The organism is Methylosinus sp. DMC45, assembly GCF_056313885.1.
In genome coordinates this window covers 219,131-242,387 of the sequence record NZ_JBQUZK010000038.1, presented here as the reverse complement: position 1 = coordinate 242,387, position 23,257 = coordinate 219,131, and the positions used below count along the sequence as shown (strand labels likewise).

The 23,257-nt window shown below is 66.6% G+C and carries 19 protein-coding genes; 7 read left to right on the top strand and 12 right to left on the bottom strand.

Translation table 11 applies throughout. The features are described from left to right. Positions 1–96 precede the first annotated feature (96 nt). Genes ACT53T_RS11850 through ACT53T_RS11835 form a run of 4 tightly spaced genes read right to left on the bottom strand, consistent with a single transcriptional unit; the run spans position 97 to position 5,666 of the window. Complete coding sequence (locus tag ACT53T_RS11850) at positions 97–963, bottom strand: SDR family oxidoreductase (protein WP_476161346.1); 867 nt, start codon at positions 961–963, stop codon at positions 97–99. Then, positions 960–1,700, bottom strand: coding sequence for an N-acetylmuramoyl-L-alanine amidase (locus ACT53T_RS11845; RefSeq protein ID WP_476161345.1), 741 nt, complete (start codon positions 1,698–1,700; stop codon positions 960–962). The genes ACT53T_RS11850 and ACT53T_RS11845 overlap by 4 nt, the downstream gene beginning before the upstream one ends. Before the next feature lie 16 nt (positions 1,701–1,716). Next, on the bottom strand, positions 1,717–4,242 hold the full coding sequence (locus ACT53T_RS11840) for a cation-translocating P-type ATPase (protein ID WP_476161344.1): 2,526 nt from the start codon (positions 4,240–4,242) through the stop codon (positions 1,717–1,719). Positions 4,243–4,283: 41 nt separating this feature from the next. After that, positions 4,284–5,666: a M20/M25/M40 family metallo-hydrolase gene (locus ACT53T_RS11835; protein ID WP_476161343.1), complete on the bottom strand. Its 1,383-nt coding sequence runs from the start codon at positions 5,664–5,666 to the stop codon at positions 4,284–4,286. A gap of 240 nt (positions 5,667–5,906) precedes the next feature. On the opposite strand from ACT53T_RS11835, the gene ACT53T_RS11830 reads away from it, so the two are divergent. Continuing rightward, positions 5,907–6,497, top strand: a complete 591-nt coding sequence (locus ACT53T_RS11830; protein WP_476161342.1) for a formyltransferase family protein — start codon at positions 5,907–5,909, stop codon at positions 6,495–6,497. A gap of 97 nt (positions 6,498–6,594) precedes the next feature. Here ACT53T_RS11830 and ACT53T_RS11825 read toward each other — a convergent pair whose 3' ends face one another. Next, complete coding sequence (locus ACT53T_RS11825) at positions 6,595–7,278, bottom strand: hypothetical protein (RefSeq protein WP_476161341.1); 684 nt, start codon at positions 7,276–7,278, stop codon at positions 6,595–6,597. Between the two features lie 244 nt (positions 7,279–7,522). On the opposite strand from ACT53T_RS11825, the gene ACT53T_RS11820 reads away from it, so the two are divergent. The 4 genes from ACT53T_RS11820 (at position 7,523) to ACT53T_RS11805 (ending at position 11,786) form a co-directional block, all read left to right on the top strand. Then, the gene (locus ACT53T_RS11820) at positions 7,523–8,119 is read left to right on the top strand and encodes a LemA family protein (protein ID WP_018264176.1); all 597 of its coding nucleotides are present in this window, start codon (positions 7,523–7,525) and stop codon (positions 8,117–8,119) included. 42 nt (positions 8,120–8,161) lie between these two features. Continuing rightward, positions 8,162–9,019 (top strand): TPM domain-containing protein, encoded by an 858-nt coding sequence (locus ACT53T_RS11815; protein ID WP_476161340.1) that lies wholly within the window; start codon positions 8,162–8,164, stop codon positions 9,017–9,019. After that, the gene (locus ACT53T_RS11810) at positions 9,019–9,624 is read left to right on the top strand and encodes a TPM domain-containing protein (protein ID WP_476161339.1); all 606 of its coding nucleotides are present in this window, start codon (positions 9,019–9,021) and stop codon (positions 9,622–9,624) included. The genes ACT53T_RS11815 and ACT53T_RS11810 overlap by 1 nt, the downstream gene beginning before the upstream one ends. Before the next feature lie 554 nt (positions 9,625–10,178). Further along, positions 10,179–11,786, top strand: coding sequence for a L,D-transpeptidase family protein (locus tag ACT53T_RS11805; protein WP_476161338.1), 1,608 nt, complete (start codon positions 10,179–10,181; stop codon positions 11,784–11,786). An 85-nt stretch (positions 11,787–11,871) separates the two neighbouring features. Here the strand turns inward: ACT53T_RS11805 and ACT53T_RS11800 are convergent, their stop codons facing one another. Genes ACT53T_RS11800 through ACT53T_RS11790 form a run of 3 tightly spaced genes read right to left on the bottom strand, consistent with a single transcriptional unit; the run spans position 11,872 to position 17,468 of the window. Then, positions 11,872–13,194 carry a TolC family protein gene (locus ACT53T_RS11800; protein ID WP_476161337.1) on the bottom strand — a complete coding sequence of 441 codons (1,323 nt, stop codon included), beginning with the start codon at positions 13,192–13,194 and terminating at the stop codon, positions 11,872–11,874. Continuing rightward, positions 13,191–16,331 carry an efflux RND transporter permease subunit gene (locus ACT53T_RS11795; RefSeq protein WP_476161336.1) on the bottom strand — a complete coding sequence of 1,047 codons (3,141 nt, stop codon included), beginning with the start codon at positions 16,329–16,331 and terminating at the stop codon, positions 13,191–13,193. The genes ACT53T_RS11800 and ACT53T_RS11795 overlap by 4 nt, the downstream gene beginning before the upstream one ends. A 12-nt stretch (positions 16,332–16,343) precedes the next feature. Then, positions 16,344–17,468 (bottom strand): efflux RND transporter periplasmic adaptor subunit, encoded by a 1,125-nt coding sequence (locus tag ACT53T_RS11790; protein ID WP_476161335.1) that lies wholly within the window; start codon positions 17,466–17,468, stop codon positions 16,344–16,346. A 131-nt stretch (positions 17,469–17,599) separates the two neighbouring features. Between ACT53T_RS11790 and ACT53T_RS11785 the strand changes: the two genes are divergently transcribed. Both ACT53T_RS11785 and ACT53T_RS11780 read left to right on the top strand, forming a co-directional pair. Continuing rightward, positions 17,600–18,262 carry a response regulator transcription factor gene (locus ACT53T_RS11785; protein ID WP_476161334.1) on the top strand — a complete coding sequence of 221 codons (663 nt, stop codon included), beginning with the start codon at positions 17,600–17,602 and terminating at the stop codon, positions 18,260–18,262. Next, positions 18,259–19,611, top strand: a complete 1,353-nt coding sequence (locus tag ACT53T_RS11780; RefSeq protein ID WP_476161333.1) for an ATP-binding protein — start codon at positions 18,259–18,261, stop codon at positions 19,609–19,611. The genes ACT53T_RS11785 and ACT53T_RS11780 overlap by 4 nt, the downstream gene beginning before the upstream one ends. 7 nt (positions 19,612–19,618) lie before the next feature. Here ACT53T_RS11780 and ACT53T_RS11775 read toward each other — a convergent pair whose 3' ends face one another. The 4 genes from ACT53T_RS11775 to queE form a co-directional block, all read right to left on the bottom strand. After that, complete coding sequence (locus ACT53T_RS11775; RefSeq protein ID WP_018264186.1) at positions 19,619–20,875, bottom strand: Hsp70 family protein; 1,257 nt, start codon at positions 20,873–20,875, stop codon at positions 19,619–19,621. Positions 20,876–21,175: 300 nt separating this feature from the next. Further along, positions 21,176–22,189 carry a hypothetical protein gene (locus ACT53T_RS11770; RefSeq protein WP_476161332.1) on the bottom strand — a complete coding sequence of 338 codons (1,014 nt, stop codon included), beginning with the start codon at positions 22,187–22,189 and terminating at the stop codon, positions 21,176–21,178. Positions 22,190–22,223: 34 nt separating this feature from the next. Next, positions 22,224–22,601: a 6-pyruvoyl trahydropterin synthase family protein gene (locus ACT53T_RS11765; protein ID WP_018264188.1), complete on the bottom strand. Its 378-nt coding sequence runs from the start codon at positions 22,599–22,601 to the stop codon at positions 22,224–22,226. Beyond that, positions 22,598–23,230: a 7-carboxy-7-deazaguanine synthase gene (gene queE / locus ACT53T_RS11760; RefSeq protein ID WP_476161331.1), complete on the bottom strand. Its 633-nt coding sequence runs from the start codon at positions 23,228–23,230 to the stop codon at positions 22,598–22,600. The genes ACT53T_RS11765 and queE overlap by 4 nt, the downstream gene beginning before the upstream one ends. Between the last annotated feature and the right edge of the window lie 27 nt (positions 23,231–23,257).

The following is a 23,257-nucleotide window of genomic DNA, read 5'->3' as shown; positions in this document are numbered from 1 at the left end:
CTGACAGTCTGGGCCATGAGCCCAGACTCGCACGCCGAGCCGCAATTGTGAATCCTATGTCGGTGTCAGCGCACTAGATGTTTATCGAGCCCGATCTCATTGACGCAAAAGCCCCATTCTCTTGGCGAGGATGCGGTCCAGCAGCCGCGCCGGCAGCAGGCGCGGCAGCGCCCAATCCAATAGATAGCTCGGCACGACGCGAATGCGCGCCGGGGGCCGCTTCTCGGTCAGCGCGCGCAGCACGGCGGCGGCGACGCGCTCCGGCGGTGGGCCGAGCCGGCCCTTCTCGACCGCCCATTTCTGCAGCCGGCGGGCCGAGGGGCCGTAGACGGTGGAATCATAGCGGCCGAAATCGGCGCTCTCGGCCTTGTCCCATATGGGCGTGGCGATCACGCCGGGCTCTATGACGACAACATCGACGCCGAAAATCATCAGCTCGCGCCGCAGCGAGTCGGACAAGCCCTCGAGCGCATGCTTGGAGGCGGCATAGGCGCCGAGAAAGGGCGAGGCGAGGCTGCCCGCCACCGAGCTCATATTCACGATGCGGCCAGGCGGCCCGCGGCGCTTTTCCGGGCTCGCGCCGAGCAGAGGCGCGAAAGCCTGGGTGACGGCGATCTGGCCGATCACATTGATCTCGAGCTGGAGGCGGACCTCCTCTATAGGCTGATAGAGCAGCGGCGCCGGAAACGCCGCGCCGGCATTGTTGACGAGCGCGGCGAGCGTCGCGCCGTCGAGCCGCCGCTCGGTCTCCCGCGCCGCCTCCACCACAGCGGCGGCGTCGGTCACGTCGAAGAGGAGCGGAGTGAAGCTCGCCGCGCCGAAGCGCGCTCGCAGCCGCGCGCTGTCCGCCGGCGTGCGGACGCTGCCGAAGACATGGAAGCCTTGCGCCGTCAGCGCCTCTGCCAGCGCATAGCCTATGCCGGTGGAGACGCCGGTGACGACGACGAATTTTTTCTCGCTCATGCGCCCGCTCCCGTCAGCGCGCGCAATGTGGCGATGGTGGAGGAATCGGCGCGGCCGTCGACGAGGGCGGGGCGGAAATGCCGCTGAAAGGCGGCGACCACGCCGGCGCAGGCCTGGTCGTAATCGCCGGTGATGTCGATCTTATAGCCGTAATCGGCGAGCGCCTGCTGCAATCGCCTCACCTCGTCTCCCCGCGCGCCGGTCTCCAGAACCGCGCCGCCGACGATGGCGGCGGGCTCGACATAATGGCCGACGCCGAGCTCGGCCAGCGCCTTCCAGGGGAAGAACTCGCCGGGATCGATCTTGCGGCCGATGGCGATGTCCGAATGGCCGAGCACGCGCCGCGGGGCTATGCCCTGCCGCGCGCAAATATCGCGGCAGAGGGCCGCTGTCGCCTCGATCTGGCGGTCCGGGAAGGGGCGCGGATCGTCATGGCCGGGATGGACGATCTCAATGCCGATGGAGGCGGAGTTCAGATCGGTCTCGCCGGCCCAGAAGCTGCGGCCGGCGTGCCAGGCGCGGCGCGCCTCCGGCACGAGCTGCAGAATGGTCCCGTCCTCATCGACGAAATAATGCGAGGACACCTGTGCTTCGACGCTGGTGAGCAGCGCCAGCGCCGAGGCCGCCGTCGGCATGCCGGTGTAATGCAGGATCAGCGCGGAGACGGGCGTCAGCCGCTCATTGTGATTGGGCGAGGGACGGAAATCGGCGGCGTGCGGCGTGTCGGGTGAGGGCATTGCGATTCCGGTGATGTCATCCTCGGCGTTTGCGGAAGGCCTTGTATACTCCCGACCAGCCGCCGGCGACCAGCGCCGTCGCAATGACATAGGCGAGCGCCTTCGGTTCCGGCGTCGCGAAGCGGAACAGTTCCACCGCCGCTGGAAGATAGACGATCAGCGCGAGCGTGAGCGTCGTGATCGTCGCTATGATCCAGAAGGCGACGCGCCGCTTGTCGAAAAAAACGGTTCCCGGTCCGGCGGCGGAGGCGAAGGCCATGGACAGATTGCCGATGACGAGGCCGACGAAGACCAGCGCGCGCGTCTCCCCTTCGCTCTCGCCAGCCCGCATCGAGACGAAATAGACGCAGAGCAGCGCCGCGAGCAGAACCGCGCCGTCGAGAAAGCCGGCGCCGATCTGGCGCAGGCCGAACAAAGGCTCGGCGGGAGAGCGCGGCGGCTCCTCCATCATATGGCGTTCGGCTGGCTCGCCCTCGAAGACGAGCGCGCAAATCGGATCGATGATGAGCTCCAGCGCCACCACATGGACGGGATAGAACACCGGCGGCAGCAGGAAGAGTATGGGCGTGAGCGCGAGGCCCGCGATGGGCACATGGATCGCCGTCACGAAGATCAGCGCCTTGCGCAGATTGGCGAATATGCGCCGCCCGCTACGCACGCCCGCGACGATGGAGGCGAAGCGGTCGTCGAGCAGCACGATCGAAGCCGCCTCGCGCGCGACATCGGTTCCGCGCTGGCCCATGGCGACGCCGACATGCGCGGCGCGCAGAGCCGGGCCATCGTTCACCCCATCGCCGGTCATGGCGACGATATGGCCGTTGCGCTTGAAAGCCTCCACCAGAGCGAGCTTCTGCTCCGGGCGGATGCGCGCGAAGACGCGCGTGGTCTCGACCGCTTCGTCCAGCGCGGCGTCGTTCAAAGCGGCGATCTCGGCGCCGCTCAGCGCGCCGTCTTGCGTCTCTATGCCGGCCTGGCGCGCTATGGCGAGCGCCGTCGCCGGATAATCGCCGGTGATCATCACCACATGAATGCCGGCGCGCGCCGCGAGCGCGACCGCTTCTGGAACATCCTCGCGCAGCGGATCGAGAAAGCCGACGAGCCCGTCGAGCGCAAAGGCGCCGGAGCTGGGATCGTCCTCGCGCGGCAATGGCCCGTAATGCGTGGCGACGGCGAGAACGCGCAGGCCATGCGCCGCTATTGTCGCGACCTCGGCTGTCAGAAGGCGTAGCGCATCGGCGTCCAGGCGGCAGAGGCCGGCGATCGCCTCCGGCGCGCCTTTGGCGAAGGAGGCGACGCCTTCGTCGGCCGCGCGCCATGTCTGCACGAAGGCGAGCGTCTCCGGCCGCAGCGGAAAGCTGCGTGTGATCGCCGCGCTCGCGGGCGGATCGCTGGCGAGGAGATGCAGCGCGCGGTCCATCGGATCGGAGGGATCGGCGGCGCTGGCGCGCAAAGCTGCGTCCAGCAAGGGCGCGATCTCGTCCGGCATTGCGTCCTCGCCCGGCCGCCACATGTCCGCGCCGCGCAGGAAAAACGCCGCCTCCATGCGGTTTTGCGTCAGCGTGCCAGTCTTGTCGACGCAGAGCACGTCGGTCGCGCCCAGCGTCTCTATGACGGCGGAGCGGCGCGCCAGCACATTGCGCCGCGCCAGACGATAGGAGCCGAGCGCCAGAAACACCGCCAGCACCATGGGGAATTCTTCCGGCGTCAGCGATATTGCGAGGGTGATTCCCGTCAGTCCCGCCGCGATCCAATCGCCGAAGGCGATTCCATAGGCGAGCGCGACGAGAATGCAGAAGCCTATGCCCAGCGCGCCGAAGATCGCGACGATGCGGCCGGCGCTCTTTTGCAGCGGCGTCTCCTCCGGCACGATCGATTCGAGCGAGCGGCCGATGCGGCCGAGCCGCGTCGCGCGTCCGGTGCGCGTCGCCAGCATCGCCCCCTGGCCGAGCGTCACCAGCGTGCCGGCGAAGAGAAAGGGCGCCTCCTCGCCGGGCTCGGGATCGAGCAGCGGGTCCACCATTGTCGCAGGGGCTTTCCAGACCGGCGCCGATTCGCCGGTGAGCGCCGATTCGTCCACCGAGAGAACGTCGCCGCGCAGCAGCGCGCCATCGGCCGGGGCGCGCTCGCCCTCGCCGACGAGCACAATGTCGCCGGGGACGATCTCGCGCGCCGGAATGCGGCGCTCGCCTTCGGCGCGCAGCACGCGGGCGCTGGGCGCGGCGAGGCTGCGCAGAGCGGCGAGCGCATTCTCGTTGCGCGTCTCCTGCGCCACCACCAGGCCGATGGAGAGAAAGGCGCCGGCGGTGAGCAGCAGGCCTTCGTGAATGTCGCCGAGCGCCAGATAGAGCAGCGCGGCGACGATGAGCAGCGCGAACATGGGCTCGCGCAGCGCGGCGAAGGCGATCAGCAGCCAGGAGCGGCGCGCGGGCTGCTCCAGCTCATTGGCGCCGAAATGCGCGAGGCGCGCCGCCGCCTCGCGCTCGGAGAGCGGCGCGAAATCGCTCGCCGGCCGGGGCTCTGGTCGTGATGCGCGGAGCCCCATGCCGTTCCTTTTGGCTCTAAGTCTCGGGCGTCATCGCGCGCTCACGCCGCCAGAGCGGCGAGCACGCGCGCCCAGGAGCGGGAGCCTTTCTTGAACGAGCTATAGGCGTATTTTTCATTGGGCGAATGAATGCGGTCGTCCTCGAGCGCGAAGCCGATCATCAGCGTGTCCATGCCGAGATCGCGCTTGAAGGCGCCGACGATCGGGATGGAGCCGCCGCAGCCGACGAGCGCCGCCTCCTTGTCCCATTCCTCCTGCAGCGCCCGCCGCGCGCGCGTGAGCGCCTCGGAGCCGAAGGGCAGCTGCAGCGCGCGCGAGGCGCCGTGGGGAACGAATTCCGCGCGCACATCGACCGGCAGCCGCTCGCGCACGAATGCGCGGAACGAGTCCAGCACCTTCTCCGGGTCCTGCGTCCCGACGAGGCGGAAGGAGATTTTCGCGCTCGCCTTGGCCGGCAGCACGGTCTTGGCGCCGGGGCCGGTGTAGCCGCCGATGATTCCATTCACGTCGCAGGTCGGGCGCGACCACACTTGCTCGATGACGCTGCGCCCGCGCTCGCCGGCCGGGCGCGCGACGCCGACGCTCTTCAAAAACGCGGTCTCGTCGAATTCCAGCCCGCGCCATTGCGCGGCGATCTCCTCCGGCAGCTCGGCGACGCCGTCGTAAAAGCCCGGCAGCGTGACGCGTCCCTCGGCGTCATGGAGGTCGGCGACGATCTTGGCCAGCACATGGATCGGATTGACGACCGGTCCGCCGAATATGCCGGAATGCAGATCGCGATCGGAGGCGGTGAGGATCACCTCCTCCTGCGCCAGGCCGCGTAGCATTGTGGTGATGGCGGGCGTCTTGGCGTTCCACATTCCGGTGTCGCAGACGAGCGCCAGCGCCGGCTCGGACAATTCCTCGCGATTGGCGGCGAAGAAATCCGGCAGCGAGGGGGAGCCGGTCTCCTCCTCGCCCTCGAAGAGGAAGGTGATGTGGCAGGGCAGGCCGCCATTGCGCTGAAAGGCGCGGCAGGCCTCGAGGAAGGTCATCAGCTGGCCCTTGTCGTCCGAGGCGCCGCGGGCGACGATCTCCTCGCCCTTGTCGCCTTGCACGAGCCGCGGATCGAAAGGATCGCTGATCCACAGATCGAGCGGGTCCGGCGGCTGCACGTCATAATGGCCATAGAACAGCACATGCGGCGCATCCGGCCGCTTGGCCTTGGCGTGGCCGACGACGATCGGATGCCCGGGCGTGTCGCGCACGCTCGCCTCGAAGCCGAGCTCGCGCAGCTGGCCGGCGAGCCAATCGGCGGCGCGGCGGCATTCGCCGGCGAAGGCGGGATCGGTGGAGACGGATTTGATGCGCAGAAAATCGAAGAGACGATCCGTGGCCGCGGGCAGATCGGCGTCCAAGGATTGGAGAACGGTTTCCGTCGACATGAAAGAGGCTCCGCTACGGGTCGCGCTGCGCGGCGCAGCGCGAGTCGCGATGAAAACTGCAAGCTGGTCCCGAAGCTAGTGCGAATGGAGCGTCATGAAAAGAGCGACGGCTGTTCGGCTGGATTCATCGCTTCTGGAGGCAATGGCTCGGGTTGCAATTCCTGGGATGCGCCAGGAGCGGTCATTCCCCGACACGCTTCGAGACTTGCGTCCCTCGGAGGACCATGCTGGAATTGCCTCATGCTACGTCTAGGTTTTTTGGCATCGAACAATGGCACCGCCATGCGCGCGGTCATTCAAGACATCGCTCTCGGTCGACTTGACGCACAAGCCGTCCTGGTCGTGAGCAACAAGGATTCAGCCCGAGCGATCTCATTTGCCCGAGAAGCCGGCGTTCCGACATGTGTAATACCGACGGTTCGGGACCCCGCAGGCGCAGACCTGCTACTGTGCGAGGCGTTGCTGGGCTCCGGCACGAACCTCGTCATCCTCTCAGGTTACCTGCGGAAGCTCGGGCCTATGACACTTCGAGCATTCGAAAACCGCATCCTGAACACGCACCCAGCGCTTCTGCCAGCCTTCGGAGGAAGCGGAATGTACGGCCGCAAGGTGCATGAAGCCGTGCTCGCATCCGGCGCGCAAGAGACAGGCGCAACGATTCATCTGGTGGATGGCGATTACGATCACGGATCCATTATCGCTCAGGAATGCTTTCCGATACCTGCCGGCATCGAAGCTCAAGGTCTCGAAAGTCTTGTCATGGAGGTCGAGCGCTCGCTGATGCTCGACACCCTTGGACGAATTGCGAGCGGTGCCATTCCGTTGCGATGAGAAAGGTCCGACGGCAAGGTCGCGCCTGAGCCGACTTCGCCCGATACCTCGAAGGCGACTTTCAGCTCGGCTCGCACGGCGCCGACTGTTGCGAAAATCAAAAATTACGCAACATGAACAAAGGCCCGTCGTCGTTTCTCAGGCGTTGGCTCCAATTTGGAGGCAACAGCATTTCTATCCACGCTTGTTGAAAAACCCGCTGATTGGGTTCGAGCGCACCCGGCGGAATATGTGGCGTGTTGCCATCGAACACGACGACGTCCCAAGGTTTCGGGCTTACGGTGTATCCATTCTCATGCGCTAGGCTCAGTAGCTCGGTCTTATAAACGCGGCCATTGTCGATCCTATGTGAATCGAGAATGGACTCCATATTTTCTTTATCTGTCAAATCGATAAAAGTCGCTGCCGCACTGGAGACGCAGAGCAGTCGTAAGCAGATAAAGCGTTCTTTTTCGAGTCGTTCTAATGCAACCCGCATATCAGAGTGCAGATTTGTATCGAGGCCGCTAAAGGTCGATTGACCGATTCCGACCTCTGATGAAATGACGCCGATTCTATTATTGTCGAGGATGGTCGCCCCCCAACGTATAAAACTGCTCGCGGCTCCGCTGACGAATTTTGCAAATGGGCGGATTGGTTCTGCGACGCCGTTTTGCCACCAATCATCGTAAGACTCACGCCGGTCGTTGGAAGCGTAAGAAACCACGGCTTTCCGTTGTTCTTCAGTCAACGAGCCGAGAATACGGGGCGGGACGCCATTCAACGTTAGAAGTGCAATCATGTCTCCGCATAACATGAATTTATCGGTCGCGTCCCTCCGGTGGTGTAGCAGTCGGGAGTCCGAGCGTCCGACTCGATCGGAGCTGTGACGGTGACCGCTTTTCGGATCGCAAGCCGGAATCCGAACCGACCCACCGTTGATCCCCTTTCCGGCGTCGCCCGCACTTCCCAAGCCCTCATGTGCAGCCTAAGTAATGGGCGCGCTCCGTTCGGTGGGGCGGATGACGTCATGAGGAGACTTTCGGATGAATTTTTCCCTCCGCCGGCCGTCTCTGCTGGCCGCTCTCTTCCTCGCGCTCTCCCTCTCGGGCTGCGGCTACAACACGATTCCGACTCAAGAGGAGGAAGCCAAGGCCAAATGGGCCGAGGTGGAGGCGCAATATCAGCGCCGCGCCGATCTCATCCCCAATCTCGTCGCCACCGTGCAGGGCTACGCCAAGCATGAGAAGGACGTGCTCACCGCGGTGACGGAGGCGCGCGCTCACGCCTCGCAGGCCAAGGTCGATGTCTCGCAGCTCACCGATCCCGAAAAACTGAAGCAGTTTCAGGAGGCGCAGGCGCAGCTCTCCGGCGCTCTGGGGCGGCTGCTCGCGGTCAGCGAGGCCTATCCCGATCTGAAATCCAACACCAACTTCCTGGCCTTGCAGTCGCAGCTCGAAGGCACGGAGAACCGCATCAATGTGGCGCGGCGCGATTACATTCAGGCGGCGCGGGAGTTCAACACATCGCTGCGCACCTTCCCGACGCTGCTCTGGGCCAAGACCGTCTTCGCCGGAACCAAGCCGCTCGCCGAATTCACCGCCAACGCCGGCGCGGAGCAGGCGCCGACGGTGAAGTTCTAGAATCGCTTTTTTTAGAAAACGCTCTATGGGAGATCGCCGCTGATGTCGTCGCTTCCTTCGTGGCCTTCGCGTCGCCGCGGCGTCTTCGCCACGATGCGCGGGACACGAAGCCTCGCTCTGCTGGTCTTTCTCCTGCTGCCGGCGCTCGCCTTCGCGGCGCTCGATTTCCCCGCGCTCACCGGCCGCGTCGTCGATGACGCGCATATTATTCCGTCGGCGGCGCAGCAGGAGGTCGAGGCCAAGTCGAAGGCGCTGGAGGAGAAGTCGGGCATTCAGCTCGTCGTCGCCACAGTGCCGTCGCTGCAGGACACGGATATAGAGACTTTCGCCAATGGCCTGTTCCGCTTCTGGAAGCTCGGCGAGGCCAAGGTCAATAATGGCGTGCTGTTCCTCATCGCGCCCAATGAGCGCAAGATGCGCATAGAGGTCGGCTATGGGCTCGAGGGCACGCTCACCGACGCGCTCTCCAAGGTCATCATCGCCACGGCGGTGACGCCCAAGTTCAAGACGGGCGATTTCGGCGCCGGAATCGAGCGCGGCGTCGATGGAATCGTCGAGGTGCTGAGCGGCGATTCCGCCGAATGGGAAAAGCGCGTGAAAGTGCGCGCCGAACATTCGGAGCCGGGCTTCGACGAGATCGTGCCTTTCATCATCTTCCTGCTCTTCATGTTCGTCTTCTTCTCCATGCTGGCCAACGCCCGCGGCGGCGGACGGCGCCTCTATCGCGGCGGACGCGGGCCGATCGTCTATTTCCCGCCCTCGAACGACAGCTGGTCCGGCGGCTCCTCCTGGGGCGGCGGGGGCTCCTCGTCGGGGGGCGGATCTTGGGGCGATGGCGGCGGCGGATTTTCCGGCGGCGGCGGCTCGTCGGGCGGCGGCGGCGCCTCGGGGGATTGGTGATGCCCATTTCGGAAGCGGATCAGACGCGCATAGCTGAGGCGATCGCCGCCGCCGAGCGGCGCACGGCGGGGGAGATCGTCTGCGTCCTGGCGCGCCGCTCCTCCGATTACGCCTATGTGCCGCCGTTGCTGGCGGCGCTCATCGCGCTCATCGCGCCCTGGCCGCTCGTCTTCTTCACCGAGCTCGGCGTGCGGCTCATTCTCGCCATTCAGATACTCGTCTTCATCGGCGCGGCGTTGCTCTTTTCGCTGCCGCCCTTGCGGCTCGCGCTGACGCCGCGCTTCGTCAAGCGCGAGCGCGCCCATCGCGCGGCGATCGAGCAATTTTTCACGCGCGGCGTTTCGGCGACCAGGGAGCGCACGGGCGTGCTGATCTTCGTCTCGCTCGGCGAGCGCTATGCGCGCATCGTCGCGGACGAAGGGATCGCGGCGAAAATACCGGAGGAGGATTGGCGCGCGGCGCTCGATCTTCTGCTCGCGCGCGTGCGCGAGGGGCGCATCGCCGACGGCTTCGTCGATGCGATCGGCGAATGCGCGCGGCTCTTGTCGAAACATGTGCCGCCCGGCGGCCAGGAGGAGCTGCCGGACCGGATCTATGTGATCTGAAAAAATCCCGGAGACGCCGGGGCGCTCCGGGAAGTCGCGCGAGGAGAAGGCTCTCAGCCGATCAGGCGGGTGAGCTGGTGAAGGACGACGATGAAAAAGGCGAGCGCGCCGACGATGCCGGCGACGGCTTTGAAGAGCTCCGCATTGCTGTGCATGACGATTCTCCCTCAGTGCAATTTTTCTTGTGACGATGACGCAGCGCATCGCCGTGGAGAAAACTGCGCCGCGTTTTCATCGCCGACAATTGCGCGCGCATGCGGCAGAATGGCGCGAAGCGCTCGAGCGAATTGAATTTGCGGCGGAAAGCGCGGCGGCTACAAAAAGTCGCGCCCAGCTAATTGCGAGACGGGCGCGCGATAGCCGCAACTCGACTCCGCCGCCGCCGCGTCGTTAATGGAAAAGCAATCTCTGTGGCGGCGATGCGCGGAAGCTATTCCAAGCATTAACCCGTTTACGTTAATATACGTAAGGCGCGAGTCGAGAGCGGCGCGCGTGAGCATTGGTGAGCGGACCGCCCGTGTGAAAGCGTGGCGCCGCCCGGTGGCGTGAGGCAGATGAGCATGGTGTTCCGCGGCAGTTTCGCGCGTGCGTCCGTTCTGGCGTTCGCGGTCGGACTCGGTTCGTCCTCGGGCGCCGCCGCCGAGCCGCGCGCGCCTTTCCGCGCGCTGCTCACCGTCGCGCCGCCGCCGCTGGTGCGGCAGCTCGAGGTCTCCTGGCTGCGCATGGAAGAGCCGCCGTCGGAGATTTTCGCGCCGCCGGAGACATCGGCGCTGCTTCCCGTCGTCAACTCCACCGCGCTCGCCGTGCTGCCAGTCGCCGGCGGCTTCGATGTCGCCGAGGCGCTGCTCGACGCGGAGCAGCGCGCTTTCGCATTCGCGCTCGACTCCTGGGCCGGCGCCGCGCGGGGGATGGAGCAGCGCGCGCGGCGCAAAGCGGTCGCCGCCTTTTATGCGCAGCGCGCCTATAAGCCTTTGTGGCGCGAGGCCGGCGCCTGGCGCACCTCGGCGCCGGCCGCCATAGAGCGGCTGAGCCGCGCGCGCGACGATGGTCTCGATCTGCGCGGTCTCGCCTATCCTTCGGAGACGAAGCTCGGCGGCGATGCGGATGAGCTCGCTTTGTCGGAGGCGGTCGTCGCCTATGCGGCTCAGGCCTCCGGCGGCCGCATCGATCCGCGGCGCCTGTCGCGTCTCATCGGCGCGCATCCCGCTCTGCCGGACGCCGGCGCCGTGCTCGCGACGATCGCCGCCGCAGGATCGCGCGCGGGCGATCTTCTGCAAGACTATAATCCGCCGCATGAGGGCTATCGCGCGCTACGGGGAAAGCTGGTGGAGCTGCGCAGCGCCGGCCTGCCGGAGCTCGACAGGCGCTTCGCCGAGGCCGCGCATTCGATCGCGCATGACGCCGCTCCGGGCCGCGAGGCGCCGAGCGCGCCGCCGCGCCGCTCCAATGCGCAGGTGGAGGCGGAGATCATCGCCAATATGGAGCGCTGGCGCTGGCTGCCGCGCGAGCTCGGCGAGAGCCGCATAGAGGTGAACATCCCCGATTTCGAGCTGGCTCTGGTGCGCGACGGACATGTCGCGCATCGCGCCCGCGTCATCGTGGGCAAGGAGGGCACGCCGACGCCGGTGTTCTCCGACAAGATGCAGTTCATCATCGTCAATCCCTATTGGAACGTGCCGCCGTCGATATTGACGAAGGAGATGCTGCCCAAATTCGGCGGCGACCTCGGCGCCATCGCCGCGCGCGGCTATGAGGTGATCACGCGCAAGGGACAGACTTTCGTGCGGCAGAAGCCGGGCGAATCCAATGCGCTCGGGCGCATCAAATTCATGTTCCCCAATGATTTCTCGGTCTATCTGCACGACACGCCCAATCATGCGCTGTTCGCTTCGGCGCATCGCGCCCTCAGCCATGGCTGCGTGCGCGTCGATCAGCCCTTCCGCCTCGCCGAGGCGGTGCTGGGGCCGGGCAGCGGCTGGCCGGAGGAGCGCGTGCGCAAGCTCATCGGCGGCAATGAGCGCTACATAAATCTTTCGCGGCCGCTGCCGATCCACATCGAATATTTCACCGCTTTCGTGGATGAGGCGGGACGCCTGCAATTGCGCGGCGATCTCTACGGCTATTCCGCCAAGGTGCGGCAGGCGCTCGGGCTCGAGGGGTGACGTCCCATGGATTGCGAGCCTGAAGGCTCGCGGTCCAAAGCGCTGTCCTGGACCGCGAGCCTTCAGGCTCGCTCTTTCCTCGACGTCACAGAGTCGGCGCGTAGCCGAAGGCTTGATTCAAGCGCGACAATGCGACGCCGAGATCGATGGCCGCGCTCGCCCGCGCGCGCTGCGCGTCGAGCTGCAATTGACGCACGCGATAGAGATCGAACGCATTGATCTCGCCGAGCCGGAAGGAGCGCCGCGCGAGATCGAACTGCTCGCTCGCCACGGCGAGGCGCTTGGCCGAGAGGCCGTCGGCGCGTCGCGCCGCGGCGACGGCGGCGCGTGCGGCGTTGATCTCCGCCGCGACCAGCCTTTGCGCGCGTGCGAATTCGGCGTTGGCGCGATCCATCTCCGCCTGCGCCTCGGCGATGCGCGGAATATTGCGGCCGGGCGTCGGCAGCGGAATGCGAAAGCGCACGCCGACCGTATTATTGTTGGAGCGGATCGGATCCTCTTTGGCCGGCTCGGTGCCTTGCTCATTGCGGCCGAAGACGGCGATCTCGGGATTGTCGATGAAGCCGGTCTCGATGAGCCGCATCTGCGCCTGCGCCTTCCCTACGGCGGCGAGCGGCGCGCGCAGCGCCGGATGCTCCTCCGGCGGGCGCGCCGGCAATGGCGCCTCCAGCGTTCCATCCGGCGTCCCGCCGCCGGTCAGCACCTCATAGGCGGCGCGCGCGGCCTTGGCGGCGGCGTCGGTCTGCGCCACTTCCGTCTCCGCGGCGAGCGTCTCATTGCGCGCGAGCAATTCGTCCTGCGCGGCGTTCTCGCCCAGCTCGACGCGCCGCTTCATGTCATTGCCGATATCGCGCGCGGTCGCCAGACGATCGCGCGCGACGGCCGCGTCCTTCGCCGTGCGCTGCGCCGTCCACCAGGCGTCGCGCAGCAGCGCCGCGACATCGAGCCGGCGCAGCGCCAGACGCTCGTCGATCTCGACGACGCCAGCGGTGACATTGAGCTCATAAGCCTCGCGCTCGCCGGGCAGCCAGATCGGCATGCCGATCTCGAGCTCGGATTCGCGATAGCCCTGCACATTGCCTTTGACGCGCTCCTGCCGCGAGCCGCCGAAAAAGGGCGAGCCGGGCGTGAAGGAATTGGCCTGCGCATAGCGTGCGGACACGGCGCGGCGCTGCGCCTCCAGCGCGGCGCTCTGCGCGTCTATGCCGATCGCCTGATCGAGATGGCGCGTGAGCACGAGGCCGAAGGGCTTGCCCGGCGCTTTCGGCTTTGCTTTGGGCTTCGCCTCTATCCCCGGCGGCAGCGGCGAGACGGTGAGCTTGGGCTTCGTCTGCGCGGCCGCGCTCGCGGCGAGGACAAGGACGAGCGTGGTCGAGAGGAGCGGAGAAACGCAGCGCATAGGTCTCATCGGCGCTGAATCCGCCAGCGGGAATCCGGCGCCGTGGTGACGGCGGGCTGCGTCGCGGCGCGCTTGCGCAGCAGACGCTTGAAATCGAAGCGATCGTAGAGAATGGGCAAGAGCAGCAGCGTGAGAGCGGTGGCGGTGACGAGGCCGCCGATGACGACGATGGCGAGCGGCCGTTGGATTTCCGCGCCCGGACCCTTGGCGAAGAGGAAGGGCGCGAGGCCGAGCGCGGCGATGGTCGCGGTGAGCAGCACGGGACGCATGCGGCGCCGGGCGCCTTCGCGCACCGCGTCATGCACGGCGCGGCCCTCGGCGACCAGCTTGTTGATATAGGAGATCAGCACCACGCCATTGAGCACGGCGATGCCGATGAGCGCGATGAAGCCGACGGACGCCGGCACGGAGAGGAACTCGCCGGAGAGCCAAAGCCCGATGACGCCGCCGATCGCCGCGAAAGGCACGTTGCAGAAGACCAGCGCCGCCTGCGACATGGAGCCGAAGGTGAGATAGAGCAGCAGGAAAATGAGCCCCAGCGCCAGCGGCACGACGATGGCGAGCCGCGCCGAGGCGCGCTGCTGGTTCTCGAACTGCCCGCCCCACACCAGCTCATAGCCCGGCGGCGCATGCACCTCTTTGGCGACGGCGGCCTTGGCCTCGTCGACGAAGCCGACGAGATCGCGCCCCGTGACATTGGAGAGCACGGTGGCGTAGCGCCGCGCCTCCTCGCGAATGACCTGTATAGGGCCGTTCTCTGCGCGTATGTCGGCGAGCTGCGACAATTCCACCACCTTGCCGTCGCCGGAGACCACCGGCACGCGCGCGAAATCCACCGGCGAGCGGCGCGACACCGGATCGCCGCGAATGACGAGCGGCGTGCGGACCGGACCTTCGAGCACGAGGCCGACCTGCGTGCCGTCCACCCATACGCGCAATCCGTCCTGAATATCGCTGGCGTTGAGGCCGAGGCGGCCGGCGGCCAGGCGATCGATGCGCGCGGTGAGATAGCGCATGCCGTCGTTCTGCAGCGCGAAGACGTCGCGCGAGCCCTCGATCTTGCGCAATGTTCCGGCGATCTCGCGCGCGAGGCGGTTCAGCTCGTCTATGTCGTCGCCGAAGACCTTCACCACCACATCGCCGCGCGCGCCGATGATCATCTCCTGCACGCGCATGTCGATCGGCTGCGAGAATGAGTAGGAAATGCCGGGGAAAGTGTCGAGCACCTTGCGCATCTCGCCGAGCAGCCAGGCGACGTTCGGCTCGCGCCATTTGTCCATGGGCGCGAGCGTCAGGAACATGTCGGTCTCGTTGAGGCCGACGGGATCGATGCCGAGCTCGTCCGCGCCGGCGCGCGCCATCACGCCCTTTATCTCCGGCACGCGCGCCATCAGCGCGCGCTCGATGCGCATGTCGGTCTCGGCGGTCATGTCGACGCTGATGGTCGGATGCTTGCGCACGGTGATGACCGGCGTGCCTTCGTCCATCACCGGCATGAAGGTCTGGCCGATATGGTTGGAGGCGAGCAGCGCCAGAGCGAGGCCGACAGTCACGGCCGCGCCGACGACCATGGGCCGGCGCAGCGCACGCTCCAGCAGCGGATCGTAGAAGGCGGAGATTTTGCGCACCAGCCAGGGCTCGTCGCTGCCGCCGGCGCGCAACAGAGAGGCGGCCAGCGCCGGCACCACGGTGAGCGAGAGAATGAGCGCCGAGCCCATGGCGAAGGCGATGGTGAGCGCGACCGGCGCGAACAGCCGCCCCTCGAGCCCCTCGAGCGAGAGCAGCGGAAGAAAGACGGTGATGATGATGACCGCGCCGGAGACGAGCGGGCCGGCGACCTCGCGCGTCGACTCATAGGTGATGCGTAAGCGGTCCTGCAGATCGGCTTTTTCCATGCCGGCGAGGCGATGCTCGACATTCTCGACGACGACGACGGCGCAATCGACCAATATGCCGATCGCGATGGCGAGGCCGCCGAGCGACATGATGTTCGCCGAGAGCCCGTAGAGCCGCATGATGGCGAAGGTGGAGAGCGCGGCGAGCGGCAGGATCAGCGAGACGACGACGGCCGCGCGCAGATTGCCGAGGAAGAGGAAGAGCAGAATGACGACGAGGACGATGGCCTCGATCAGCACTTTCTGCACTGTCCACACGGCTTTGGAGATGAGCTCGCTGCGGTCGTAGAAGATATCGACCTTCACGCCTTCCGGCAGGCGCGGCTTCAGCTCCTCGAGCTTGGCCTTGACGCCGGAGACGACGGTGCTGGCGTCGGCGCCGCGCAGGCCCAGCACCAGCGCCCATACGGCCTCGTCCTCGCCATTGCGCGTGGTGACGCCATTGCGGGCCAGCGCGCCATTGCGTACATCCGCGACGTCGCCGACGCGCACGATTCCGGTTGGCCGCGCGGCGACGACGACCGAGCGTATGTCGTCGAGCGTGCGCAGCCGTCCCTCGGCGCGCACCAGCAGAGCCTCCTCGCCGTCGCGCACGCGACCGGCGCCGTCATTGCGGTTGTTCTCCGCGAGCGCGTCCTTCAGCATTTTCACCGTGATGCCGCGCGCCGCCATGGCGGAGGGCGAGGGCGCGACCTCGAAAGTGCGCACGAAGCCGCCGAGAACATTGACGTCGGCGACGCCGGGCAGGCCGCGCAATGCGGGACGTATGGTCCAATCGACGAGGCTGCGCTGCTCTGTCGGGGTGAGGCCGCCGCCGACGAGGGTGAACATCAGCATTTCGGCGAGCGGCGTCACAATGGGCGCGAGGCCGCCCGACGCGCCGGCCGGCAGCTGATCGGCGACCGAGGCGAGGCGCTCGTTCACTTGCGTGCGCGCCCAGAAAATATCCGTGCCTTCGCTGAACTCGAAAGTGAGCAGCGCCACGGAATAGCGCGTCGTCGAGCGCATGCGCACGAGATTGGGAATGCCGCGCGCGGCGATCTCGATGGGCGCGGTGACTCGGTTCTCCAGCTCCTCAGGCGTCAGTCCCGGCGCGCGCATGGAGACGAGCACCTGAACCGGCGCGACATCGGGAAAAGCGTCGATCGGCAGCTTGGAATAGGCGTGCGCGCCCCAGGCGGCGAGAGCGATCGCCGCGAGAAAGACCAGAAGCCGCTGGCCCAGCGCCGCTTTGATGAGTTTATCGAGCATGTCGCCTTTCGCTCACTTAGCGCTCGGGTCTTTCGCCGCAAGCTCGGCGAGCAGCGTCAGCATGCCCCGCGTCGCCACCTGATCGGCGACGGCGAGCGGTCCTTGGATCGACGCATATTGCGGCGTCTCCGAGACGAGGTTGACCGGCACGGCGCGGAAACCATCGGCGGCGCGTAGAAACACCCAGTCCTTGTCGCGATGATGCACGACGGCGTCGGCCGGCACGCGCCAGAGCGTCCCACCCGTTCCTTTGATGCGCAGAATGGCCTGCACCGCCTGTCCGGGTCGAATCGGGGATTTGCCGGGCGAGAATTCCGCGACGGCGGTGATGGATTGCGTCGCCGGATCGGCGGTGCGGCCGATGCGGATCAGCCTTCCCTCGACGCCGAGCGTCGGCAGCACGACCTTATCCGTGCGGTCGAGCCCGGCGGCGCGGCCGATGGGAATTTGCAGATTGACCCATATCGGATCGAGCCGCGCGATGGTGACGAGCGGCGCCGAGGCCATCACGCGATCGCCCACCGTCGCATGGCGGGCGAGAATGACGCCGGCCATGGGCGCGCGCACGGTGAGCGCCGCGCCCATCTTGCGCTCCTTGCGCAGCGATTCGATCGCCTGCTCGCTCATTCCGTCCAGCGCCAGCAATTGGCCGCGCTCGTCCTGGAGAGAGCGCGCCTGCGCGGCTTCCGCGCGCGTCACCAGAAGGCGGCGCTCGGCGATGATGCGCTCCTTGTACAGCTGCTCGTCGCGGCGCAGCTTCTCATTGGCCAGAGCGGCGTCGGCGGCGGCCTGCAGAAAGGCGCGCTGCGCCTCGATCAGCTCGGAGGATTTGAGGGTCGCGATCGGATCGCCGGCTTTCACCTCCTCGTCCGGCGAGACCAGCAGAGTCTCGACGAGGCCGGCGGCGGGGGCGGCCACCATGCGCAATTGCTGCGGCGGAACCGTCACCGTTCCAGGAACGACGAGCTCGTCCGAGCCGGAGCTTTTCTCCACCGGCTTCGTCTCTATGCCCGCGGCTTGAATGTCCTGCTCGTGCAGCGGAATGGAGACGTCCTCGGCGGCGCGGGCCACGCTCGCGAGAAGCGCGCCGGCCAGTCCGACGATGACGGCAAGATGCTGAAACTTTTGTATGTTCATTCCGCCTGGAACCGGTCTTTGCGTCTACGCGCAATTTCGCTTATCGAAGCTGACGAAAAGCTGACGAGCTCGAACTCGACGCTGACGCGACGACCAAATTCGAGCGGAGCATAGCACCGCAGCCCTTGCCCATGCGAATATTGCTGGTGGAAGACGACGAGCGCATTTCCCGCGACGTAGCGAAGGCGCTGCGAGCGGCGGGCTATGTCGTGGACATTGTCGCCAATGGCGAAGAAGCTTGGTTTCTCGGCGATACGGAGAATTTCGCCGCCGTCATTCTCGATCTCGGCCTGCCCGGGCTCGACGGGCTCGCCGTGCTGGAGCGCTGGCGCGAGCAGGGCCGCCGCATGCCGGTCTTGGCCTTGAGCGCGCGCGGCTCCTGGAGCGAGCGCGTCGCCGGCATAGACGCGGGCGCCGACGATTATCTGCCCAAGCCGTTCCAGCCCGAGGAATTGCTGGCGCGGCTGCGCTCCGTCATACGCCGCTCGGCCGGCCACGCCTCCTCGGTAACGCGCAATGGCGCGCTTTCGCTCGACGAGCGCAGCATGACCATCAAGGTCGACGACAATACGGTCGAGCTCACGGCGATCGAATATCGTCTCGTCGCTTATCTTCTGCATCGGCGCGGGCAGGTGGTTCCGCAATCGGATCTCGCCGAGCATGTCTATGGCCATGACCAGCAGAGCTCCAACGCCGTGGAAGTGCTGATCGGCCGCGTGCGCAAGAAGCTCGGCGCGCAGGCGATCGAGACCAAGCGCGGCTTCGGCTATTCTATGCCCGATCTCGACCGATGAGAACGCGCTCGCTGCGCCTGCGGCTGTTTCTCTTCGGAGCCGCCGCCATCGCCGGCGCGCTGGCGCTCGTCGGCTTCGTGCTCGTGCTGCTGTTCGAGCATCATGTCGAGCGCACGATGGACGACGACATAGAGACCTATGTGCGCCAGCTCGTCTCTGATCTCGCGGTGGATTCCGATGGACGGCTGCGCGTCATCACTGCGACGCCGGACCCGCGTTTCGCGCGGTTTCGCTCGGGCTTCTATTGGCAGGTGGCGAGCGACGACGGAAGCGATGTCGAGCGTTCCGCCTCGCTCGGCGACGAGGCGCTGGAATTCTCCGGCCGCTGCGAGAGCGGCGAGCGCATCGTCTATCATCGCCTGCGCGGGCCTTGGGGCAATGCGCTGCTCGGCGGCGAGCGCTGCGTCGCGCTCGGCGGAGCGGCGCCGTCGCGCCTGCGCGTGCTGGTGGCGCTCGATCTCGCCGGCGTCGCCCGCGCGCGAGACGCCTTTGCGGCCGAGCTTTTCGCCGCGCTCTTTCTCATCGCCATCGGCCTCGCTTTCGCCACCTGGATTCAGGTCGGGCTCGGCCTCGCGCCGCTCGCCGGCCTCGGCGTGGCGGTGGGCGAGATCGCCAAGGGCCGTCGTCGCCGGCTCGATTCGCCGGCGCCGCCGGAGGTGCTGCCGCTCATCGACGAGGTGAACGGATTGCTCGACGAGCGCGACAAGGAGATCGAGCGCGCGCGCAATCGCGCCTCCGATCTCGCCCATGGCTTGAAGACGCCGCTCACCGCCCTCGCCGCCGACGCCCGCCTCTTGCGGGAGAAGGGAGAGACAGAGATCGCGCGCTCGCTCGATCGCATCGGCGACGCCATGCATCGCCATGTCGCGCGCGAGCTGGCGCGGGCGCGCAGCCGCGGCGTCGCGCGCGGCGGCGCGCCGACGCCGGTCGCCGAAGTGGTGGACGCTTTGGCGCGCACGCTCGTCTCGGCGGGGACGGAGGCGCGTTTCGACATGCGCATCGCGCCGCGAGCGCGCATCGCCGTCGATCGCGTCGATCTGATGGAGATACTCGGCAATCTGATGGAGAACGCCGCCCGCCACGCGCGCGCGCGCATCTGCGTCTCTTTCGGCGGCGGCGTTTTTATCGTCGAGGATGACGGGCCGGGCCTGCCGGAGGGCAGCGAGGCGCTGATCCGTCGCCGCGGCGGCCGTCTCGACGAGACCGGCGGCGCCGGCCTCGGCCTCGCCATCGTGCAGGATGTTCTCGACGCCTATGGCGCCGACATGCGCTTCTCGCGCTCGGCGCTCGGCGGGCTGCGCGTGGAGGTGGATTTGTCCGGCGCCGCCGAATTTCCCGCGGCGGGCTGAGCGCGGCTCAGCCGAATTTCAATCCCGAATCGATCGTCAGCCCGACGCCGACGCTGGCGAACTTATCGCCGCGCACGATCTTCGCCTGCGGCGTATGCACGAGGCAGGCGCGCTCGATCGCCGGAATGAAAGTGCTGCCGCCGGTGAAGAACACCGTATCGACTTGCGCCGCCTTCACGCCCGCCGCCTTCAGGCAGCGCGCGACGCAATCGGAGAGCTTGCGGCATTCATTGGCGATCGTCTCCTCGAACAGCGCGCGCGACGTCTCGATCAGCAGCGCCTCGTCCAGATAGGCGAGATCGATCATCGCCGTCGCGGATTCGGAGAGCGTGATCTTCGCCTCTTCCACATCGCCGGCGACGCGATGGCCGGCGCGATCGTCGATCGCCTTGATGAAACGCTCGACCTTCTCCGGCTCGCCGGCGATGGCGCGCAGCTGCTTCAATTCCTCGAGGCTCTTGTTGTTGTAGAGGAAGGCGATGCGATGCCATTGCGCGAGATCGTGGAAATAGCCATTGGGCAGATCGAGCTCGGGGCGTTTCCTCTGCCGTGTCTGATAGCCGAACAAGGGCATGACCTGCTTGAGGCTCAGCCGATAGTCGAGATCGGTGCCGCCGACATGGACGCCGGAATTGGCGAGAATATCGTCTTTGCGGTCGATCTTGCGCCGGTTCTTCGGCGAGACCTTCACAATGGAGAAATCGGAGGTGCCGCCGCCGATGTCGGCGATCAGCGCGATCTCCTCCCGCTCGATGCGCCGCTCGTAATCGAGCGCGGCGGCGATGGGCTCATATTGGAAGAGCACCTCTTTGAAGCCCTGCGCGCGGGCGGCGGCGGCGAGCTGCTCCTGCGCGGTGCGATCGGCGGCCTCATTGTCGTCGACGAAGAAGACCGGGCGGCCGAGCACGGCGTTGTCGATCGGCGCTCCGGCGCTCAGCTCGGTCTTGTCCTTCAAATGGCGCAGAAAGCTGCCCAATATCGCCGTGAAGGCGACGCGCTTGCCGCCGGCGGCGGTGGTCTCGTGAATGAGCGAGCCGCCGAGAATGCTCTTGATGGCGCGAAACAGCCGGCCATTCTCGCGGTCGATATAGAGCGAGATGGCGGCGCGGCCGAAGCCGAGCTTGCCGCCATAGGCGGGGTAGAAAATCGCGCTCGGCAGCGAGACGCTGTCGCCCTCGAGCGGAACGAGCCTCGGCTCGCCCTCGGCCATATAGCCGACGGAGGAGTTGGAGGTTCCGAAATCGATCCCGCAAGCGAGGCTCACGCGATTGTCTCCTTGCTGTTCGCCGCGCGAGCGCAGAGCGAAAAACGCGCCGCCGCGCCGACGAGCGTCGGCCGGATGACGGAGCGTATGGGGGTTGTCGGCTTTGGGGCGCGGCCGCGGGGAGGGCGGCCGTCCAAATCTGGCGCGAAACTGCAATTTTTCGCGCGGATTTGCAAATGGGCGGCGTATCTCCGGCGACTGGGAATTCGGGTCGGCGAGCCGATCTGTTTCCGGCGTCATGGCCGTAAGCGCGTGCGGTCGCTTCAGAATTGTCGACCCGGCGGCCGTACGTCGGCGTCGTCAACGGGCCTCGCGAGCTTTCTCCAACATGAATTGCGCCGGCGCGCGGACTCGGGCGCTGCTGTCGGCTGCAAAAATCTCGGCCAATTCGAGCGCATTCGGTAACGTGTCGCGATGCGCGAGCAAGGCATAAGCCGCGACCCGGCGCACTCGACAGCATTTGTCGGCGGCCGCCCGCTCGATGAGAACGCCGAGGGGAACCGACCGGGCGATTTCCCTGCTCTCTGTCAGGCGGATGCGGCGGCAAAGGCCGTAGCGTTTGTCGATCCATTCCAAGCCCCAGCCGACCGGCCAAATGGCGCGGCCTTCGCAGAGCGTCGCCAGGGCGGTAGCGCGCACATCGGGTAGAAAGGCGTTCTTCGCCAGTTCGAGCAGCCTGTGGTCGAGCGCGGTTCGGCGCAACGCCTGCCGCAAGACTGGGGCGGTCGCGCCCTCGCGGGCGACGAGCAAACGGTCGGCGATGCGCTCGGAGACATCGTCCCGAGTGAGGGCTGCATAGAGCGGCGATTCTTCGCCGCTCCATCGGGTCCAATTCGCGATGCGGGGAAGCAGAACAAAAGCCGCCTCGGCCAGGGCGTCCGGGTCGGTCGCTGGCAAAATTCGTGCAGCGCAGTCGCGCGCAGATAGACGCACAGGCGCGGCCCAGTCATTCAGCCGCAAGGCGAGCGCGGCGATGAAGAAAGCGCCCGGCGGCGGCTCGTCGATCCGATCCAGGGCCGCCTGCCGTACGCGGCCGTTCGGGTGGTAGAGAAAGAGGAATCGGAGATCGCGAATCTTCTCGAGCATTTCGAGATGGCGTTCGGCCTGCGGCCCGTAGTTCCAAGCCGCCGCTCGATAGGCCCAGGCCAAATCGGTCCCGAGCGCCAATCGGCAGGGGAGGCCGCTCAGCGCCTCGCGAGCGGTGACGCAGGCGGCGGTCGTCGACGCCATGTCGTAACGCCGAGAGGGATCGAAGCAGGAGAAGAGGCCCTCGACCACGGAGAAAATCTTCTGGCGGTCCAACTCTTGATCCATAGACCGCCTCTCGGAAATGTTTCCGCCTACGCCCTCACTGCTTCTTCAGCACGCAGCCTTCATTGCAGGTGTCGCGGAAAATGCCGACCTCGTGGATCGCCGGCAGGGAGGGCTCGAGGTCGTTCCATATATAGACGCACAAATTCTCGAGCGTCGGCTTGCCGAGGCCTTCCAGCTCGTTGAGGAAGGAATGGTCCAGCCGCTCGCGCAGCTGCTGCAGCCGCGCGCCCAGCTTGCCGAGGTCCATGACCCATTCCTCGCCGTCCTGGCGCGGGCCGCGCAAAGTCACCCGCACGCGGAAGGAATGCCCGTGCAGATTGCGGTATTTGCCGCCGGTCGGGTGATCCGGGTCGTAGAGGGCGTGCGCCGCCTCGAAGCAGAACTCCCGATAGACTTCGAACAGAACCGTCATTTCACCCCGATGGCCTTATGCGTCTGATGCGAGAACCGCCAGCGCGGATGCGCGAGGCAATAGTCGATCGCCGCCTTCGTATTGCGCAAACTCTCCGGCCCGTCCATGGGCTGGAGCAGGAAATGGTCGAAGGCGAGCCCCTCGAACAGTTCCGGCTCGGCGCCTTTTTGCGGATAGACGAGCTTGAGCTCGTCGCCCCTGGTCTGGACCAGCGGCGCGCCCGCCTTGGGGCTCACGCAGATCCAGTCGACCGCAGGCGGGACGGGAAGCGTCCCATTGGTCTCGACCGCGATCTCGAAACCCTCGGCGTGGAGCGCGTCGAGAAGCGCGGCGTCGATTTGCAACAGAGGCTCGCCGCCGGTCAAGACGACGAAACGCCGCTCGCGGCCTTCCCCCCAGAGCCGCGCCAGATGGGCGGCGAGAGCCTCGGCGCCCGAGAATTTGCCGCCATTCTCGCCGTCGACGCCGACGAAATCCGTGTCGCAGAAGCGGCAGTCGGCGGCGCTCCGGTCGGCCTCGCGGCCGCTCCACAGATTGCAGCCGGCGAAACGGCAGAAGACGGCGGCCCGCCCGGAATGGCGGCCCTCCCCCTGCAGCGTCTTGAAGGCTTCCTTGACCGCATAGGCCATGGTTTTTTGGTCCCGTGGAGCGATCGG

Excerpts from the sequence above, each read along its gene's own strand:
- ACT53T_RS11815 (WP_476161340.1), top strand. The coding sequence starts at position 8,162 with ATGTCGTCGCTTCCTTCGTGGCCTTCGCGTCGCCGCGGCGTCTTCGCC.
- ACT53T_RS11835 (WP_476161343.1), bottom strand. The coding sequence starts at position 5,666 with ATGTCGACGGAAACCGTTCTCCAATCCTTGGACGCCGATCTGCCCGCG.
- ACT53T_RS11845 (WP_476161345.1), bottom strand. The coding sequence starts at position 1,700 with ATGCCCTCACCCGACACGCCGCACGCCGCCGATTTCCGTCCCTCGCCC.
- ACT53T_RS11840 (WP_476161344.1), bottom strand. The coding sequence starts at position 4,242 with ATGGGGCTCCGCGCATCACGACCAGAGCCCCGGCCGGCGAGCGATTTC.
- ACT53T_RS11800 (WP_476161337.1), bottom strand. The coding sequence starts at position 13,194 with ATGAGACCTATGCGCTGCGTTTCTCCGCTCCTCTCGACCACGCTCGTC.
- ACT53T_RS11820 (WP_018264176.1), top strand. The coding sequence starts at position 7,523 with ATGAATTTTTCCCTCCGCCGGCCGTCTCTGCTGGCCGCTCTCTTCCTC.
- ACT53T_RS11770 (WP_476161332.1), bottom strand. The coding sequence starts at position 22,189 with ATGGATCAAGAGTTGGACCGCCAGAAGATTTTCTCCGTGGTCGAGGGC.
- queE (WP_476161331.1), bottom strand. The coding sequence starts at position 23,230 with ATGGCCTATGCGGTCAAGGAAGCCTTCAAGACGCTGCAGGGGGAGGGC.
- ACT53T_RS11765 (WP_018264188.1), bottom strand. The coding sequence starts at position 22,601 with ATGACGGTTCTGTTCGAAGTCTATCGGGAGTTCTGCTTCGAGGCGGCG.
- ACT53T_RS11810 (WP_476161339.1), top strand. The coding sequence starts at position 9,019 with ATGCCCATTTCGGAAGCGGATCAGACGCGCATAGCTGAGGCGATCGCC.
- ACT53T_RS11795 (WP_476161336.1), bottom strand. The coding sequence starts at position 16,331 with ATGCTCGATAAACTCATCAAAGCGGCGCTGGGCCAGCGGCTTCTGGTC.
- ACT53T_RS11850 (WP_476161346.1), bottom strand. The coding sequence starts at position 963 with ATGAGCGAGAAAAAATTCGTCGTCGTCACCGGCGTCTCCACCGGCATA.
- ACT53T_RS11805 (WP_476161338.1), top strand. The coding sequence starts at position 10,179 with ATGAGCATGGTGTTCCGCGGCAGTTTCGCGCGTGCGTCCGTTCTGGCG.
- ACT53T_RS11830 (WP_476161342.1), top strand. The coding sequence starts at position 5,907 with ATGCTACGTCTAGGTTTTTTGGCATCGAACAATGGCACCGCCATGCGC.
- ACT53T_RS11780 (WP_476161333.1), top strand. The coding sequence starts at position 18,259 with ATGAGAACGCGCTCGCTGCGCCTGCGGCTGTTTCTCTTCGGAGCCGCC.
- ACT53T_RS11825 (WP_476161341.1), bottom strand. The coding sequence starts at position 7,278 with ATGATTGCACTTCTAACGTTGAATGGCGTCCCGCCCCGTATTCTCGGC.
- ACT53T_RS11790 (WP_476161335.1), bottom strand. The coding sequence starts at position 17,468 with ATGAACATACAAAAGTTTCAGCATCTTGCCGTCATCGTCGGACTGGCC.
- ACT53T_RS11785 (WP_476161334.1), top strand. The coding sequence starts at position 17,600 with ATGCGAATATTGCTGGTGGAAGACGACGAGCGCATTTCCCGCGACGTA.